We start from the raw sequence: 16,855 nt of genomic DNA, 5'->3' as shown, positions 1-16,855 counted from the left end.
TTTTTAATTTGTATTGACCTCAATTTGCCAATCTGAACAAAAAATGCAACCTGTTGTGGAAAATAAAGTAATAAACTCGACATGTAGATAGATTTCATTCAGAAATGCAGGTCTTCTAATGAATCAGGTTCACAGTGAGGTTAAAAAGAGGCCACTTTTGCGATCAATATAGTTAGTGGCCGTAACATCTATTATCGCAACTGCTCTTTTACGTGCCGCGCGAAACCAGAGCCAGCTTCTCGGTAAATATTGAATGCTGCATCTACACCCAGTTCCTGCAACTGTTCCAGTTCGTCAGCATAGCGGGCAATAGCCGCCACTTTACCCTTAAATTCAAGTTGTTGTATTTGCTCCATCGCAATGGTGTTTGCTTGGCTATTTGGCATAGCAAGGAGTATCAGTTCGATATGCTTTGAGGAGATTACTCTGGACCAAAAGTCAGGGTCAGTTGCGTCACCATGGATAACGTGTCGTCCTTCGCCAATGTGCTTTTCGACTGAATCTTCACGAGCCTCAATACCTAGGACACCGTCAGGATAGGTCGCACTCATTTCGTCATAGGCACCACTTCCGATACGGCCCATTCCAAGGACTACCACGCTGGCGTTGCCTAAATCGATCAATTGGTCACCATGGTTTATGCGCTCAGGTTCGGGATCGTGGAAGTGTTTAGCGACAGAGCTATAAATTCGATGGCTAAAGGTATTTATGGGTGCAGAAATCATAAAGGATAGAGACACGGCAATGGCGATTGCTACCAGTATGCTGCCGGGTAACATACCTAATTGATAGGCAATACCGCCTACAATTAGGCCGAATTCGCTGTAGTTAAAGAGTGTGAGCGATGCAAACAGTGACGTGCGAACGCGAAATTTAAAGCCGTTGAAAACAAGGTAGTACAAAAGACCTTTTATCGGAAGTAGCAGCATGAGAAGCAGTGCAATCATTAAGCCTTGCATCGTGGGCTGCTCTGATAAGCCAATATTGAGGAAGAAGCAGACCAAAAACAGTTCTTTGACGTTAAAAAGAGATTTTGCCATTTCGGAAGCGCGAGGGTGTCCCGCCATCAGCATCCCGACAATAAGCGCGCCTAAATCCGCTTTCATTCCGACGGCATCAAACAGGCCTGCGCCTAATACGAGCGCAAGAAATACGCCGAACAGTACGAGAACCTCGCCATGCCCGGCTTTGTCGAGTAAGCGGAATAGCAAGGGACGTAGCAAGGGCAGGGCGAAGAGGATAAGTGCTTCTATACCGGGTGTTTTGCCTGATGCAATCGTTAAGAAAACAACCGCAAAGATATCCTGCATGATCAGGACACCAATCGCCAATGTGCCATACGTGGCGTTCATTTCCCCTTTTTCTTGCAGTGCTTTAATGGCAAAAACGGTACTTGAGAATGATAAGGCAAAGGCGAACAGTACCAGTTCATTTGTAGCAAGATCTTGAAACGCTGAAATGCCGATTGCTTTGAAGCCGAAAAGACAAAGCGAGAACAGTGCCGTCGTCATGACGTTATGCAGCGAGGCTCCAAACCAGATTTCTTTGTTGAGCAGGGAGCGTACATCTAACTTAAGGCCAATAGTAAACAGAAGAAGTGTTACACCAAGATCGGCGAGTGATTGAATGATTGGCGTTGACGTAAACCCTGCAGCATGAAGTGCAAAGCCTGCGATTAAAAAGCCGACCAAAGGCGGCATGTGGCAACGTAGCATAAGAAAACCGCTGAGAAAGGCAACGGCAATTATAACGAGATCCATAAGTGCGTGATTCGTCCTGAATGAATGTGTCGATCAGCGACAAATTAGCTAACCAACAGAATTAAAAGAATTTTGTAACAGTATAATAAAACAAAGGCGGCACCATTAACCAGTGCCGCCTTTGAAACGAGATGTTACTAGGGACCGAAAAATCAGTCTTCCAGTAGCTTTTGCAATAGCGCGCCATTAAGCATGGCTCGCTTAACCAAAGCAAATGCACCAAGTGTTGGTGTGGCAGATAGCCCAGCTGCGACAATAGGTAGATTCTGATGGAAAGTACGTAAAGATTGGTTTTCTACGCATCGTTGAATCGCAGGGAACACAACGCTATTGGCTTCGGTTATCTCACCAGAAATAACGACCTGTTGTGGATTGAACAAGTTGATTGTCATGGCAATCGCTTTGCCTAAATGATTCCCGACTTTTACCAGTACTTGTCGAGCCAATTCGTCACCTGCTACGGCGGCGCGGCAAATATCTGACACATCCAGCTCTTGTTTACCTTGCAACATACTTTCATGGCCTTGTGCCAAAAGCTGTTGCGCGTGTTCGATAATGGCAGGGTTAGACGCGACAGTTTCTAGACACCCAAAGTTGCCACACTGACACTTTTTACCCAGTGGGTCTATTTGGATATGTCCGATCTCGCCGACGTTGCGGTTATAACCCAAAAATACTTGCCCGTTGACGATGATACCTGCGCCTGCACCGTTGTGAACACTGACAAGAAGTGTGTCGTGGTAATTTTTACTCACCCCGAAATAATGTTCCGCTAGAGCCTGACCACGAGTGTCATTACCGATGAAACATTGCACACCAAATTCGTCGCGAATTAAGTCACTCAACGGTAATTTATCGATCGAAATATGTGGCATATATTCGACAATACCGGTCTCGGCATCGACAAGGCCTGGTAAGGAGATAGATACCGCAATCAACTCTTTTAGGATGTCTTGTTTCGCAGCAAGAAAGCTATGTAGGTGATGAAGTAGTCCTTCTATCAACGCTTCCTGACTTGGATAGTGGAAAGACTCCTCGTGAACCGCCAAAGGTTTCCCTGATAGGTCAAATAGCGCTAATTCAATGCGCTCTCGGCCGAGTCTTACTGCAAGGGAATGGAAGGGGGCGCACTCGGTGGTCAACGAGATAGCTCGTCGACCTCCGGTGGACGCTTGTTGCGCAACCTCTTTAATAAGGCCGCGCTCAAGCAACTGGCGGGTAATTTTAGTCACACTTGCGGGAGCAAGGCTACTCACATCAGCAATTTGTATTCGAGAAATCGGACCTTGCTGGTCGATGAGTCTATAAACGGCGGCACCGTTTAGCTGTTTAACCAGATCTACGTTACCGATTTGTCCGCCAGTCATAAATGTCCTAATTCAATGTGTATTCGCCGTTAACGATCGTCGCTTTGACATTGAAATCACGGTCAAACACAGCCAAGTTAGCTACGTATCCTTTTTTGATACGGCCAAGCTTGTTATCCATACCGATAGCACATGCAGGGTACAGTGTTGCCATGCGAACCGCTTCATCCAAAGCGATACCTACATGTTCGACAGAGTTCTGTACTGCTTCAATCATGGTCAATGCCGAACCGCCAAGCGTGCCGTTTTCATCAACACACTTACCATCACGGTAATATACTTTCTTACCAACAAAAATAAAGTGATCCATGTCGGCTCCTGCAGGCGCTGCTGCATCGGTAACCAGAACCAGTTTTTCACCTTTCAGTTTGTGGGCAATACGGATGTTCGCGTAATCAACGTGGAATCCGTCGGCGATAACGCCGGTGTAGACTTCTGGCGTATCGTAGATTGCGCCAACCATGCCAGGTTCACGACCTGCGATTGGTGTCATCGCGTTAAACAGGTGAGTCGCAAATGTAATGCCGGCTTTAAAGCCTTCACGTGCTTCTACGTAGCTAGCGTTAGTGTGACCCGCCGAAACAACGATCCCAGCTTCAGCCAGTTTTTCAATGTGTCCCGCTGGGGTTAGCTCAGGTGCCAGTGTTACTTTCGTAACAACATCTGCGTTCGCAGCGATAAAGTCGATCATCGCATCGTCAGAGCGACGGATGTAGTCAACGCTGTGAATGCCTTTTTTCGCAACATTCAGGTATGGACCTTCAAGGTGCAGACCCAGTGCCTCGTTTGCGTATTGAGCTTGGTAGTCACGAATCGCTTCAACCGACGCCTTCATGTCTTCGTCAGAAGACGTGATCAGCGTTGGCAGGAAGCTGGTACAGCCAGACTTCAAGTTCGCCAAATGCATAGTGCGGATTGTTTCGGCCGTTACTTGGTCGTTAAACATCACGCCACCACAGCCATTTAGCTGAAGGTCGATAAAGCCAGGAGTCAGGTAAGCACCGTCCAGAGAACGGGTCTCAATGCCTTCTGGCAATTCATTTTCTTGGCAAATGTTCTGGATCAGGCCGCCATCAATGATGACGGCTTGATTGTCCAGCACGTCGCTGCCGGTAAAAATACGGCAGTTAATCAGTGCGTACATGAAAACTTCCTTACCTTACAGGTTCTTGATGTTTTGAGCTTCTAGCTCTTGGAAGTACTTAACAGTCTTCACTTTCAGCTCTGCAGTTGAAGGATCGTCACAAACCATCAGTGCTTTAGGGTGTAGCTGAAGAGCAGAAACAGTCCAAAGGTGATTTACTGAACCTTCTACCGCCGCTTGCAGAGCCAATGCTTTGTTATGACCGGTGATCAGGATCATTACTTCTTCTGCGTCAAGCAGTGTACCAACACCGATAGTCAGTGCGTGTTTTGGTACTTGGTTGATATCGTTGTCGAAGAAACGAGAGTTCGCAATACGCGTGTCTTCAGTCAGTGTTTTGATGCGAGTACGTGAAGACAGAGACGATGCAGGCTCGTTAAATGCAATGTGACCGTCGTTACCAATGCCACCCATGAACAGGTTGATTTTACCGTAAGACTTGATTTTGTCTTCGTAGCGTTTGCACTCTACGATGTGGTCTTCAGCATTGCCGTTCAACAGGTTGATGTTTTCTTCTTGAATATCAATATGATTGAAGAAGTTGTTGAACATGAAGCTGCGGTACGATTCTGGGTGATCCGCAGGGATACCACAGTATTCGTCCATGTTGAAAGTTACCACGTGTTTGAAGCTTACTTCGCCTTGCTTATGAAGGTGAATCAGTTGCTTGTAAGTGTTCAAAGGGGTGCCGCCAGTAGGCAAACCCAGAACAAACGGGCGATCTTCGGTTGGTGCAAATTTGTTAATTGCATCAACGATATAACGTGCTGACCAAAGGCCTACTTCATGTGCAGTTTGTAGCGGGATAAGTCTCACAGGGACACCTCAATAGTTAATTCAAAATCTGATTCAATGGTAATCGATTCGTATCTTACTTTTCATCATAAAATAAGTTTTATGAGCGTGCTAGCAAAAAACTGGATCTCATAGTGTTTTGAGTGACAAAAATCACAATTGCATTCGTTTTAATTTGCGGGGCGAAATTAATGGAATACACTGCCACTGACTCACATTGGATAGTAAAAAAAATCCCATGTTGTCATTACAACTCTGAGAAATAACCACATAGGGGGAACAAAGGTGAATATTCTCGGTTACTTTCAAAAAGTAGGTAAAGCACTAATGGTACCAGTTGCCGTGCTTCCTGCAGCTGCAATTCTTATGGGTGTCGGTTACTGGATTGACCCGAATGGCTGGGGTGCGAACAGCGCACTTGCTGCATTCTTGATCAAAGCTGGTGCGGCAATCATCGACAATATGTCTGTACTGTTCGCAGTTGGTGTTGCGTACGGTATGTCTAAAGATAAAGATGGTGCGGCTGCACTGTCTGGTTTCGTTGGTTTCTTGGTTGTTACCACTCTGCTTGCACCGGGTGCGGTTGCTCAGATTCAAGGTATCGACCCAAGTGCTGTTCCTGCAGCGTTTGGTAAGATCAACAACCAATTCGTAGGTATCCTGGTTGGTATCGTTTCTGCTGAGCTGTACAACCGTTTCTCTTCTGTTGAACTGCACAAAGCACTGGCGTTCTTCTCGGGCAAGCGTCTGGTTCCTATCCTGACTTCTATCGCGGGTATCTTCATTGCTTTCGTACTGATGTACGTATGGCCTACTGTTTACGGTGGTCTGGTAAGCTTTGGTGAAGGCATCCAAGGTATGGGCGAAGTGGGTGCGGGTGTATACGCGTTCTTCAACCGTCTTCTGATCCCTGTAGGTCTGCACCACGCTCTGAACTCAGTATTCTGGTTTGACGTAGCGGGTATCAACGACATCCCTAACTTCCTGGGTGGCGCGAAATCTATCGCTGAAGGTACTGCGACTGTTGGTGTAACAGGTATGTACCAAGCGGGCTTCTTCCCAATCATGATGTTCGGTCTGCCTGGTGCGGCTCTGGCTATCTACCACACTGCTAAGCCAGAAAACAAAGAGAAAGTAGCGGGCATCATGGTTGCTGCTGCATTCGCATCATTCTTTACTGGTGTAACTGAGCCTCTTGAATTCTCATTCATGTTCCTAGCACCTGGCCTATACGTTCTTCACGCATTGCTGACTGGTATCTCTGTATACATCGCAGCATCTATGCAGTGGATTGCAGGCTTCGGCTTCTCAGCAGGTTTAGTAGATATGGTTCTGTCTACGCGTAACCCACTGGCGAAAGACTGGTACATGCTGATCATCCAAGGTCTGGTATTTGCAAGCGTTTACTACGTGGTATTCCGCACTGCAATCGTTAAGTTCAATCTGGCGACTCCTGGTCGTGAAGATCTGGACGAAGAAGCACCAGCGAACGGCGTAACAGGTTCTAAAGAGACTGGTATCCTAGCTCGTCAGTACCTGAAAGCACTGGGTGGTCACGACAACCTGACCAACATCGATGCATGTATTACTCGTCTGCGTCTGACTGTTAAAGACGGCAGCCAAATCGACGAGAAAACGCTGAAAGCACTGGGTGCAATGGGCGTTGTTAAACTGGGCACCAATAACCTGCAAGTTATCTTGGGTCCTTTGGCAGAAATCGTTGCTGGCGAAATGAAGAAAGTCGGCACTACTGAAGACCTGTCTGACGTAAAACTGCCTTAATTAATAAATACTGACTAAACAGTCAATATAGCCGGCCTTTTACGGGGTCGGCTTTTTTTGGGCCTTTTTCGGCCATATTCGTAGGGAAATAGATATATGAAACAAACATTTAAGCTTGGAATGCTATCTGCGGCTATTGCTGCAGGCCTGACTGGTTGCGGTACTCTGCAGTTAGGCTCAGAGCAACAACACATCGTTGACGCATTGTCTTCTCAGCTAAACATCAGCTACGACATCGTGACTAACCACGGTGCGCAAGAAGGTATGGCGTGTCAGGAAATGGGTGCAGAGTGGGCATCTTGTAACGAAATCACCATGACTGTGGTGAACGACGGTGACGCTGTTGAAAGCAACGATTGGAAAATCTACCTGCACAGCATTCGCGTTATCCTAGAAGTTGCCAACAAAGACTTCACCATCGAGCACATCACTGGTGACCTGTATGTCCTGACACCTACCGAATCTTTCAAAGGCTTCGCGGCTGGCGAAACGATTGAAATCCCCCTAATCCAAGAATACTGGACATTGTTTGAAACTGACTTTATGCCTCGCGCATACGTGGTATCAGGCGACGCAACACCAAAAGCTATCGAGTCTCTGAACACTGAAAACGTGGATGCGTTTGTGTCAGAAATCGAAGGTAACGAATACAAGCGTGTTCCAGAAGACAACAACATCCTGGCGACTGCAGCTTCACGTTTTGCGAAAAACAGCGATGTAGAAGCACTGGCTGAAGGTGCGATCGAAGCAGCTATCATCCCAACACCATTGAAAGCACGTCAAATGCGCGGTGAGCTGAACGTTGCTGGCGGTTTTGCTATCACTAACAACGCTCTGGATGCCGCTCAACTAGCAGCGTTTGAAGAGCGTGCAGAGTTGTTGGATGTGAACGTTAAGGGCGACGTCGCACTTAACATCAACGTAGATGCTAAGGCATTTGAAGGCGAAGAAGCCGTTTCTGGCGCATACAAACTGGCAATCAATGCAGCGGGTGTTGAGGTGCTGGGCTACGACAGTGTAGGTGCGTTCTACGGTCTGCAATCTATGCTGGCTCTGATGAGCAAAGGTGACACTGAGGTTCTGCCTTGGGTAGCAATTGAAGATGCGCCACGCTTCCAATACCGTGGTGTAATGGTAGACGTAGCGCGTAACTTCCACTCAAAAGACGCTATCCTGCGCACCGTTGACCAAATGGCGGCGTACAAGCTGAACAAACTGCACCTTCACCTGACTGACGATGAAGGCTGGCGTTTGGAAATCCCGGGTCTGCCAGAACTGACTGACGTGGGTGCAGAGCGTTGTCACGACCTGTCAGAGACGTCATGTCTACTGCCACAACTGGGCTCAGGTCCAGACAGCGACAACTTTGGTTCAGGCTTCTTCTCGAAAGCGGATTACATCGAAATTCTTGAGCACGCGAAAGCGCGTGGTATCGAAGTGATCCCAGAAATCGACATGCCTGCACACTCACGTGCAGCAGTGGTTTCTATGGAAGCGCGTTACAAGAAATACGCAGAGCAGGGCGATCTGGCGAAAGCAGAAGAGTTTCGTCTGATGGATCCAATGGATACGTCTAACGTAACGACCGTTCAGTTTTACGACAAGCGCAGCTTTGTAAACCCTTGTATGGATTCTTCGCTGAACTTCGTGACCAAAGTAATCACCGAAGTGAAAGCGATGCACGAAGAAGCAGGTATGCCATTGAGCACCTGGCACTTCGGTGGTGACGAAGCGAAGAACATCAAGCTGAATGCAGGTTTCCAAGACATCAATGCTTCTGAGCCTGTTGCATGGAAAGGGTCTATCGACCTGAGCCAGCAAGACAAGCCATTTGCGAAGTCGCCAATGTGTCAGAAGCTGATTGAAGAAGGCGTAGTGTCTGATTTCGGTCACCTGCCAAGCTACTTTGCTGAGAAAGTCAGTGGTGTAGTTTCTGAAAACGGCATTGAAAACTTCCAAGCATGGCAGGATGGCCTGAAGTATTCGAAAGATGCGTCAGCATTCGAAACCGAAAACACCCGTGTAAACTTCTGGGACGTTCTGTACTGGGGCGGTGACGCGTCAGCGTACGACTGGGCAGCAAAAGGCTACGACTTGATCGTATCTAACCCAGACTACGTGTACATGGACATGCCATACGAAGTTGACCCGAAAGAGCGCGGTTACTACTGGGCAACGCGTGCAACCGACACTCGCAAGATGTTCGGTTTCGCACCAGAGAACCTGCCTCAGAACGCGGAAACCTCTGTTGACCGTGACGGTAACGGCTTTAACGGTAAAGGCACTGTAGACCACAACGAAGGTTTCTACGGTCTGTCTGCACAGCTATGGAGTGAAACGGTACGTACTGACGAGCAGTACGAGTACATGGTATTCCCGCGCGTTATCGCAGCGGCTGAGCGTGCATGGCACAAAGCTGACTGGGAACTGGATTACCAAGCAGGTAAGCAGTTCAACCAGCAAACCACTCACGTTGACAAAGATGCACAGCTACAAGACTGGACACGCTTTGCAAACGTAATGGGTCAGCGTGAAATGGCGAAACTGGATGCATCTGGCATCAACTACCGCATTCCTGTTCCAGGTGCGGTGATGCAAGAAGGCAAACTGCACATGAACATCAGCCTACCAGGCCTGCCTCTTCAGTACTCTGTAGACGGCGGTAAGTCTTGGACTGATTACGCTGCGCCAGTTGCAATTGAAGACGCAAGCAAAGTGCAAGTACGCGCACTGAGCGCGGATAAACAACGCGAAGGCCGCGCAGTTTCTCTGTAATTTCGTCCTCATCCACTCAAAGCCCGCACTTAGCGGGCTTTTTTTTGTTCAATTGGTGCTTCTACGTTCAGTAGTGGTTGAGTAAACCGTCGTGATCGTGGATCATTGGGCGTTAATTTTAAAAATTTCGTATCCGGATCTTCCTACGAGGTAAATTTGATGAGTGAGTCTGAGGCTCGTCCAACCAATTTCATCCGTCAAATCATTGATAAAGATTTGGCGAGTGGTGCACACACCACAGTCCACACGCGTTTTCCACCAGAGCCAAATGGCTATCTGCACATTGGACACGCAAAATCGATCTGTCTGAACTTTGGCATCGCGAAAGATTACCAGGGTCAATGTAACCTGCGTTTTGACGACACCAACCCAGAAAAAGAAGACATCGAGTTTGTTGAGTCGATCAAAGACGATGTGAACTGGTTGGGCTTCCAGTGGGATGGCCAGGTTTGCTACTCATCTGACTATTTTGATCGTCTACATGGCTACGCCGTTGAGCTGATCGAAAAAGGTTTGGCTTACGTTGAAGACCTGAGCCCAGATGAGATTCGCGAATACCGCGGTACACTGACTGCGCCAGGTAAGCACAGCCCATACCGTGATCGTAGCGTTGAGGAAAACCTTGAGCTGTTCGCGAAGATGAAGAACGGTGAGTTCGCAGAAGGTAAAGTGTGTCTGCGCGCGAAAATCGACATGGCGTCACCGTTTATGGTGATGCGTGACCCTGTTCTGTACCGTGTGCGTTTTGCCCATCACCATCAAACAGGTGACAAGTGGTGCATTTACCCAATGTACGACTTTACACACTGTATTTCTGATGCGATTGAAGGCATTACACACAGCCTGTGTACGCTGGAATTCCAAGACAACCGTCGTCTGTACGATTGGGTGCTGGATAACATCACGATTGAATGTCAGCCACGTCAGTACGAATTCAGCCGTTTGAATCTTGAATACACCGTGATGTCTAAGCGTAAGCTGAGCCAACTAGTGAGCGAGAATTTGGTAAACGGTTGGGATGACCCACGTATGCCAACCATTTCTGGCTTGCGTCGCCGTGGTTATACGCCTGCAGCTATCCGTGAATTCTGTAAGCGCATCGGTGTTACTAAGCAAGACAACACCATCGAGATGAGCTCACTGGAGTCTTGTGTTCGTGATGATCTGAATGACAATGCACCGCGTGCAATGGCTGTTCTGGATCCAATCAAGCTGGTAATCGAGAACTTCCCAGAAGGTGAGATTGAAACGTTAAAGGCGTCAAATCACCCGAACAAACCAGAGATGGGCGAGCGTGAAGTTCCGTTCAGCCGCGAAATCTGGATTGAAGCTGAAGATTTCCGCGAAGAAGCGAACAAGAAGTATAAGCGTCTGGTTCTGGGCAAAGAAGTGCGTCTTCGTAACGCTTACTATGTGAAAGCAGAGCGTTGTGAAAAAGACGAAAACGGCAACGTAACGACCGTTTACTGTACTTACGACCCTGAGACACTGGGTAAAGATCCTGCTGATGGCCGCAAGGCGAAAGGTGTGATTCACTGGGTATCTGCAGACGCAGGTATTGACGCTGAATTCCGTCTGTACGACCGTCTATTCACTGTGCCAAACCCAGGTGCAGCAGATGATTTTGCAGCAACGATTAACCCTGAGTCATTGCAAGTGGTTCGTGGTTACGTTGAACCAAGCCTGAAAGCGGCGTCTGCTGAGCAAGGTTTCCAGTTTGAGCGAATGGGTTACTTCTGTGCAGATCGTAAAGACAGCAAAGAAGATGCATTGGTATTTAACCGTACTGTTGGCCTTCGCGATACTTGGGCGAAAATCGAAGCGCAATAATTTGCAATTTGATACGAAAAAAACCGGAGCGATTGCTCCGGTTTTTTTATGTCGATATTTTATTATGCGTCGTGCAAGCTAGGATCAGCTTTGCAATCGCCTTCCAAGCAGTGACCGTAAAGGTACAAGCTGTGGTTTGTCAGACGGACATTAAACTTATTTGCGATTTCGCGTTGTCGCTGTTCGATCACATTATCGGTGAACTCGATCACTTTACCGCAATCAAGACAAACTAAATGATCATGGTGATGCTGGGTTGCCAATTCAAATACTGACTTGCCGCCTTCGAAATGGTGACGAGTCACTATCCCTGCATCGTCAAACTGGTTCAAAACACGGTATACAGTCGCAAGACCGATTTCTTCACCGATGTCGATCAGCTTTTTATAAAGATCTTCTGCGCTGATGTGCTGACAGTCCGGCTCTTGCAAGACTTCTAAGATTTTCAATCGAGGCAGAGTGACTTTAAGCCCTGCGTCTTTCAATGCCTTATTGTTATCTGACATCCGGTTCTTCCTACGTAATTGCTTTTCCCTAGAATGTATTGAGAACGGGAAAAATTGATAACTAGCGTAACAAATGTGATAAGCCGCCGCCAGTAGCATAGTACAAATATCTGAGTTGTTTGGTTGGTTTTGCGGCTTGTCGCTGGAATAGAAAAGTGGCACGATAAAACTGGTTTGACCAGAAAAGGATTTCAAGTGTACAAATTCTATAAACCTAAGGTCGTGAAGTTTGCGCTTAACAGTTGGCCACCATTTTGGGGGGCTGGCATCAAAATACTCTCAATCTCAGATGATTTTCGAGAGGTTAAAGTGAAATTGAAGCTTCGCTGGTGGAATAAGAATGCCAACCGTACCCAATATGGCGGCAGCATTTTTTCAATGACGGACCCGGTCTATGCTTTGATGCTGATGGGTATTCTTCGCGAGCGTTATTTTGTCTGGGATAAAGAGGCAGACATCAATTTCATTAAGCCTGGAAACACGGATCTCTTTGCAGATTTTGTGATCTCTGAAGACGCAATCGCGTCAATTCGTCATGGTACAGAAAATGGCGACAAAGTCTTTCCGGAGTTTGTGGTAAACGTGGTTGATGCTGACGGAGAGGTGGTTAGTCAGGTCAAGAGAGTGTTGTACGTGAGGAAAAAACCGAGATATCGGGATAGTGAGCAGATGAAAGCCACGTAAATCAATGATGGGGTTTGCTATAAGCATAAAAAAACGCGCCACAGGCGCGTTTTTCATGACTGTTGGAAGATTAGTCTTCCAGCTCAGACAGGCACATTTCTTCGTGGATTTGTTTAACCCAGTTTTCAACGCGCTGTGCAGTCAATTCTGGTTGACGGTCTTCGTCGATACACAGACCAACGAAGTTATTGTCGTCTACCAACGCTTTTGATGCTTCAAACTCATAGCCATCGGTTGAGGTGTTACCAATAATGGTACCGCCTTTAGACTCTACGATGTCACGGATGGTGCCCATCGCGTCACAGAAGTATTCCGCGTAGTCTTCTTGGTCACCACAACCGAAAATCGCTACCAGCTTCGTTGAAAAATCAATTTGCTCTAGCTCTGGGAAAAAGTCATCCCAGTCACATTGTGCTTCGCCGTAGTACCAAGTAGGGATACCCAGTAGCAGCAGATCGAAATTATCGATGTCTTCTTTGCTGCTCTTTGCGATGTCCTGAACGTGGACCATTTCTTTGCTCAGTTGTTTTTGAATCATCTTGGCAATGGCTTCAGTGTTACCTGTATCGCTGCCAAAGAAGAGACCTACGCTTGCCATAATCGAGAATACCTATGTTCTGTTTATTGAGATGCAATATACACATCTCGCAAAGTAAAGTGTAGGAGAAGGTGATGTCTTCTCTCTTCCTTAAATATGTAGAAAGTTGTTAGCCAATGCCAACACCTTCCCAGAATATTTGAATCACGCCTTTGGTAATAAATCCTGCACATCCGAGGAAAAGAACCAACCAGACGATGCGACGCCCAAAAGGCGGAACGTTTCCTTCGTTAAGCACGTCCTTGATTGCCATACCGATAAAAAAGAAGATGCTGGCAAAGAGTAAATCCAGGCCTATCTTTTCGAGCAGTTCAAAGTGCTCATACAGCATGTCCGTCTCCCTGTCGGATCTTTAATCGCGCGAACTATAGCATAACTGCCATCTGTCTGTTAACGCTCAGACTTTGTTAAAAAGCGGGTGATCACACGAGCGACAGTTTCGGGCTTTTCTGCATGTAGCCAGTGACCGGTGTTAGCAACAACATGTGCCTTTGCGTTGGGAAACTGAGCTTCAATTTCATCGCGATGTTCGGCAGAAATGTAGTCAGATTCACCGCCTTTCAAAAACAACGTGTTACCCGGATACTGACCAACGTTTGTCCAGCCTGTAATGTCTTCGTAATTCGCCTCTAAGGCGTCGACATTGAACCGCCAGTCAAACGTACCGTCTTCTTGGCGAGCTAGAGATTTCAATAGAAACTGACGCACACCGGGGTCAACGATGTGATCTGCCAGTTTTGCTTCTGCGTCTTTACGGCTATTAATTGGTTGTTGCATGGAGGCGTTAAGCCCAGAAAATACGTTGTCGTGACGACGCACTTGATATCTTACGGGAGCAATATCCATGACAACTAATTGCTTAATACGTTCTGGGTATCGGGTTGCCATCATCATGGCCACTTTTCCGCCCATAGAGTGACCCACAACGGATATGCAGTTGAGATCTTGTTGATCGAGAAATGCGAGTACGGCATCGGCTTGCGACGCATAGTCGACATTGAGGCTTCTTGGAGACAAGCCATGATTAGGAAGATCAATCTGATATACCTTGTAATGTTCAGCCAAAACACGCGCTAAACCACCTAGGTTATCTAAACTGCCAAAAAGCCCGTGGATCAGGAGCAATGGTTCGCCTTCGCCTTGGATCTTAAAGTTCAAAAACACCGATGTTTTCTCTCAATATGAATCGTTTGCCGTAGAGTATACCTGTCTAACTCTGTATAATCGCCCCGTTGAATTGAAATTAGGACACGATGATCGAACGATGAAGACAATTGAGGTTGATGAAGAGCTATACCGGTACATCGCCAGTCAGACACAGCACATTGGCGAAAGTGCATCGGACATCCTGCGCAGACTTCTTATGGCACCGCAGATGGAGCAACAACCCGTTGCAACATTGATCCCTGCTCAGAAAACGAAGGGAATTGTTGTCAGTAAAGATGCGGGTAAGAGCGACACAGTTGATCGCGTGAAAGAAATGCGCTCCTTGTTGATCTCAGATGAATTCGCAGTACAAGAGAGAGCAATTGGCCGCTTTATGCTGGTTCTTGCAACCTTGTACCGCATTGATGACCTCGCTTTTTCTGAAGCAACGGCATTGAAAGGTCGCACTCGCGTCTATTTCGCAGATAACGAACAGACATTGCTCGAAAGTGGCAAAACAACCAAGCCTAAACATATTCCAGGTACACCATTTTGGGTGATCACAAATACCAATACGGGTCGTAAACGTCAGATGGTAGAACAACTAATGACGAAAATGGGATTCACTAACGACATCACTGAAAAAGTGGCTGGCGAAATTTAACGTCCGGTCGATAAGCTCTGTGAACGTTTGGTTGCTGTTCAAATAGATAGAATTTATAGAGGCTTTGTCATTGACGGGCCTCTACTTGTTTTTGTTTTTCAAGTTCCTGAAAGGATGCGAAGTCATGGCTAGTAGTGAACGCGCAGGTCAACGCGCGCTGCAAATCGATTTGCACAATATTCCTCTGTTGGTATCCAACTATTTCCAATTAACGCCAGATCCAACAAACCCAGCGCATAACGTTGAGTTTGGTACGTCGGGTCACCGAGGATGTGCCGACAAATCAACATTCAACCAGCACCACATTTTGGCAATTGCACAAGCAATTGCGGACGTACGTGCGGAACAAGGCATCACAGGTCCTTTGTTTGTCGGTAAGGATACTCACGCGTTGTCAGAGCCAGCATTTTGCTCGGTAGTAGAAGTACTCGTTGCAAACGGCGTTAAAGTGATTGCACAGGAAAAGGGTGGTTACACGCCAACCCCGGGTATCTCTCACGCAATTTTGGCTTACAACAAAGCAAATGCTGACCATGCTGATGGTATTGTAATTACACCATCTCATAACCCACCACAAGATGGCGGTATTAAATACAATCCGCCTCACGGTGGTCCAGCAGAAGGCGAGCTAACCAAAGCGATCGAGTCTCGCGCGAATGCGCTGATTGCAGCAAGTCTTGAAGGCGTCCGCCGCATTTCTTTCGCGGAAGCGACAGCAAGCGAGCTGTTCGTTGAAACCGACCTAGTGATGCCTTATGTGAAAGAGCTGGATCAGGTTGTCGATATGGCCGCAATCAAAAATGCGGGCTTGAAGCTGGGTGTGGATCCATTGGGCGGATCAGGCATCGATTATTGGAAAGCGATCGCTGCGCACTTTGAACTAGACATCACACTGGTTAACGACGCGATTGATCCGTCTTTCCGCTTCATGTCTTTGGATAAAGACGGCGTGATCCGTATGGACTGCTCGTCACCGTCTGCAATGGCAGGTCTTCTGGAATACAAAGATCAGTTCGATCTGGCTTTCGGCAACGACCCAGACTTTGACCGTCATGGCATTGTGACGCCAAGCGGTTTGATGAACCCGAACCATTACTTGGCCGTGTGCATCGATTACCTTTACCAACACCGTCCACAATGGGGCAGTGAAGTCGGTGTAGGTAAGACGTTGGTATCAAGCGCAATCATTGACAAAGTGGTTGCAAACTTGGGCCGCAATCTTTGTGAAGTACCAGTCGGTTTTAAATGGTTTGTAGACGGCCTTTATTCCGGTGAGCTGGGCTTTGGCGGCGAAGAAAGCGCGGGTGCATCTTTCTTGCGTAAAGATGGAACACCTTGGGCGACCGACAAAGATGGCATCCTTCTGTGTCTTTTAGCTGCAGAAATTACGGCTGTTACCGGCAAGAACCCGCAACAGTATTACAATGAGCTGGCAGAAAAGTTTGGCGAGTCTAGCTATGCGCGCCTGCAAGCCGTTGCAAACGGCGAGCAAAAAGCAGTACTGAGCAAATTGTCAGCAGAGATGGTGACAGCGACTACCATGGCGGGTGACGAAATTATCGCTAAACTGACGCATGCACCAGGTAACGGTCAAGCGATCGGTGGCTTGAAAGTCGTGACTGAATTTGGTTGGTTTGCTGCGCGTCCGTCAGGCACGGAAGACATTTACAAGATTTACTGCGAAAGCTTCAAAGGCGATGAGCATCTTCGTCAAATTCAGGAAGAAGCAAAACAAATCGTCAGCGACGTATTTAAAAACGCAGGCCTGTAAGCGTAAGATAGAAAAGAAAGCCACCCAACTGGG

Annotated in this window: 14 protein-coding genes; 6 read left to right on the top strand and 8 right to left on the bottom strand. The window is 47.3% G+C overall.

Going from position 1 to position 16,855, the window contains the following annotated elements; all coding sequences use genetic code 11:
- Window positions 1-191: 191 nt before the first annotated feature.
- From LRP49_RS14410 to nagB, 4 genes are all read right to left on the bottom strand, one after another.
- Window positions 192-1,760, bottom strand: coding sequence for a cation:proton antiporter family protein (locus LRP49_RS14410; protein ID WP_274143003.1), 1,569 nt, complete (start codon window positions 1,758-1,760; stop codon window positions 192-194).
- Between the two features lie 152 nt (window positions 1,761-1,912).
- Complete coding sequence (nagC, locus tag LRP49_RS14405; RefSeq protein WP_274143002.1) at window positions 1,913-3,127, bottom strand: DNA-binding transcriptional regulator NagC; 1,215 nt, start codon at window positions 3,125-3,127, stop codon at window positions 1,913-1,915.
- A gap of 7 nt (window positions 3,128-3,134) precedes the next feature.
- Window positions 3,135-4,271, bottom strand: a complete 1,137-nt coding sequence (gene nagA, locus LRP49_RS14400) for an N-acetylglucosamine-6-phosphate deacetylase (protein ID WP_274143001.1) — start codon at window positions 4,269-4,271, stop codon at window positions 3,135-3,137.
- A 15-nt stretch (window positions 4,272-4,286) separates the two neighbouring features.
- Window positions 4,287-5,087 (bottom strand): glucosamine-6-phosphate deaminase, encoded by an 801-nt coding sequence (nagB, locus tag LRP49_RS14395; protein ID WP_274143000.1) that lies wholly within the window; start codon window positions 5,085-5,087, stop codon window positions 4,287-4,289.
- Window positions 5,088-5,351: 264 nt separating this feature from the next.
- Here nagB and nagE point away from each other — a divergent pair, with 264 nt between their 5' ends.
- The 3 genes from nagE to glnS all read left to right on the top strand — a co-directional run bounded on the left by nagE (window position 5,352) and on the right by glnS (window position 11,453).
- Window positions 5,352-6,848, top strand: coding sequence for an N-acetylglucosamine-specific PTS transporter subunit IIBC (nagE, locus tag LRP49_RS14390; RefSeq protein WP_274142999.1), 1,497 nt, complete (start codon window positions 5,352-5,354; stop codon window positions 6,846-6,848).
- Between the two features lie 96 nt (window positions 6,849-6,944).
- Window positions 6,945-9,623, top strand: coding sequence for a beta-N-acetylhexosaminidase (locus tag LRP49_RS14385; RefSeq protein WP_274142998.1), 2,679 nt, complete (start codon window positions 6,945-6,947; stop codon window positions 9,621-9,623).
- A gap of 159 nt (window positions 9,624-9,782) precedes the next feature.
- On the top strand, window positions 9,783-11,453 hold the full coding sequence (gene glnS / locus LRP49_RS14380) for a glutamine--tRNA ligase (protein ID WP_274142997.1): 1,671 nt from the start codon (window positions 9,783-9,785) through the stop codon (window positions 11,451-11,453).
- Window positions 11,454-11,515: 62 nt separating this feature from the next.
- Here glnS and fur read toward each other — a convergent pair whose 3' ends face one another.
- Window positions 11,516-11,959: a ferric iron uptake transcriptional regulator gene (gene fur, locus LRP49_RS14375; protein WP_274142996.1), complete on the bottom strand. Its 444-nt coding sequence runs from the start codon at window positions 11,957-11,959 to the stop codon at window positions 11,516-11,518.
- Between the two features lie 195 nt (window positions 11,960-12,154).
- On the opposite strand from fur, the gene LRP49_RS14370 reads away from it, so the two are divergent.
- Window positions 12,155-12,643, top strand: a complete 489-nt coding sequence (locus tag LRP49_RS14370; protein WP_274142995.1) for a DUF4442 domain-containing protein — start codon at window positions 12,155-12,157, stop codon at window positions 12,641-12,643.
- Between the two features lie 70 nt (window positions 12,644-12,713).
- Here LRP49_RS14370 and fldA read toward each other — a convergent pair whose 3' ends face one another.
- The 3 genes from fldA to LRP49_RS14355 all read right to left on the bottom strand — a co-directional run bounded on the left by fldA (window position 12,714) and on the right by LRP49_RS14355 (window position 14,405).
- Entirely contained in the window at window positions 12,714-13,241 is a 528-nt protein-coding gene (gene fldA, locus LRP49_RS14365; protein WP_274142994.1) for a flavodoxin FldA, read from the bottom strand.
- A gap of 109 nt (window positions 13,242-13,350) precedes the next feature.
- Window positions 13,351-13,572, bottom strand: a complete 222-nt coding sequence (locus tag LRP49_RS14360) for a DUF2788 domain-containing protein (RefSeq protein WP_274142993.1) — start codon at window positions 13,570-13,572, stop codon at window positions 13,351-13,353.
- A gap of 59 nt (window positions 13,573-13,631) precedes the next feature.
- On the bottom strand, window positions 13,632-14,405 hold the full coding sequence (locus LRP49_RS14355) for an alpha/beta fold hydrolase (protein WP_274142992.1): 774 nt from the start codon (window positions 14,403-14,405) through the stop codon (window positions 13,632-13,634).
- Window positions 14,406-14,505: 100 nt separating this feature from the next.
- On the opposite strand from LRP49_RS14355, the gene seqA reads away from it, so the two are divergent.
- Window positions 14,506-15,051: a replication initiation negative regulator SeqA gene (gene seqA / locus LRP49_RS14350; RefSeq protein WP_274142991.1), complete on the top strand. Its 546-nt coding sequence runs from the start codon at window positions 14,506-14,508 to the stop codon at window positions 15,049-15,051.
- Between the two features lie 124 nt (window positions 15,052-15,175).
- Entirely contained in the window at window positions 15,176-16,822 is a 1,647-nt protein-coding gene (gene pgm, locus LRP49_RS14345; RefSeq protein ID WP_274142990.1) for a phosphoglucomutase (alpha-D-glucose-1,6-bisphosphate-dependent), read from the top strand.
- Window positions 16,823-16,855: the final 33 nt, after the last annotated feature.

Origin of the sequence: Enterovibrio qingdaonensis, from assembly GCF_028683135.1 — a bacterium.
In the GTDB taxonomy this organism is placed as follows: Bacteria; Pseudomonadota; Gammaproteobacteria; order Enterobacterales; family Vibrionaceae; genus Enterovibrio; species Enterovibrio qingdaonensis.
Note: the sequence above shows the minus strand (reverse complement) of the source record. Positions and strands in the feature narration are given on the sequence as shown.

Coding starts and splice junctions, on each gene's coding strand:
- LRP49_RS14410 (WP_274143003.1), bottom strand. CDS start 1,760: ATGGATCTCGTTATAATTGCCGTTGCCTTTCTCAGCGGTTTTCTTATG.
- nagC (WP_274143002.1), bottom strand. CDS start 3,127: ATGACTGGCGGACAAATCGGTAACGTAGATCTGGTTAAACAGCTAAAC.
- nagA (WP_274143001.1), bottom strand. CDS start 4,271: ATGTACGCACTGATTAACTGCCGTATTTTTACCGGCAGCGACGTGCTG.
- LRP49_RS14385 (WP_274142998.1), top strand. CDS start 6,945: ATGAAACAAACATTTAAGCTTGGAATGCTATCTGCGGCTATTGCTGCA.
- glnS (WP_274142997.1), top strand. CDS start 9,783: ATGAGTGAGTCTGAGGCTCGTCCAACCAATTTCATCCGTCAAATCATT.
- fur (WP_274142996.1), bottom strand. CDS start 11,959: ATGTCAGATAACAATAAGGCATTGAAAGACGCAGGGCTTAAAGTCACT.
- fldA (WP_274142994.1), bottom strand. CDS start 13,241: ATGGCAAGCGTAGGTCTCTTCTTTGGCAGCGATACAGGTAACACTGAA.
- LRP49_RS14360 (WP_274142993.1), bottom strand. CDS start 13,572: ATGCTGTATGAGCACTTTGAACTGCTCGAAAAGATAGGCCTGGATTTA.
- seqA (WP_274142991.1), top strand. CDS start 14,506: ATGAAGACAATTGAGGTTGATGAAGAGCTATACCGGTACATCGCCAGT.
- pgm (WP_274142990.1), top strand. CDS start 15,176: ATGGCTAGTAGTGAACGCGCAGGTCAACGCGCGCTGCAAATCGATTTG.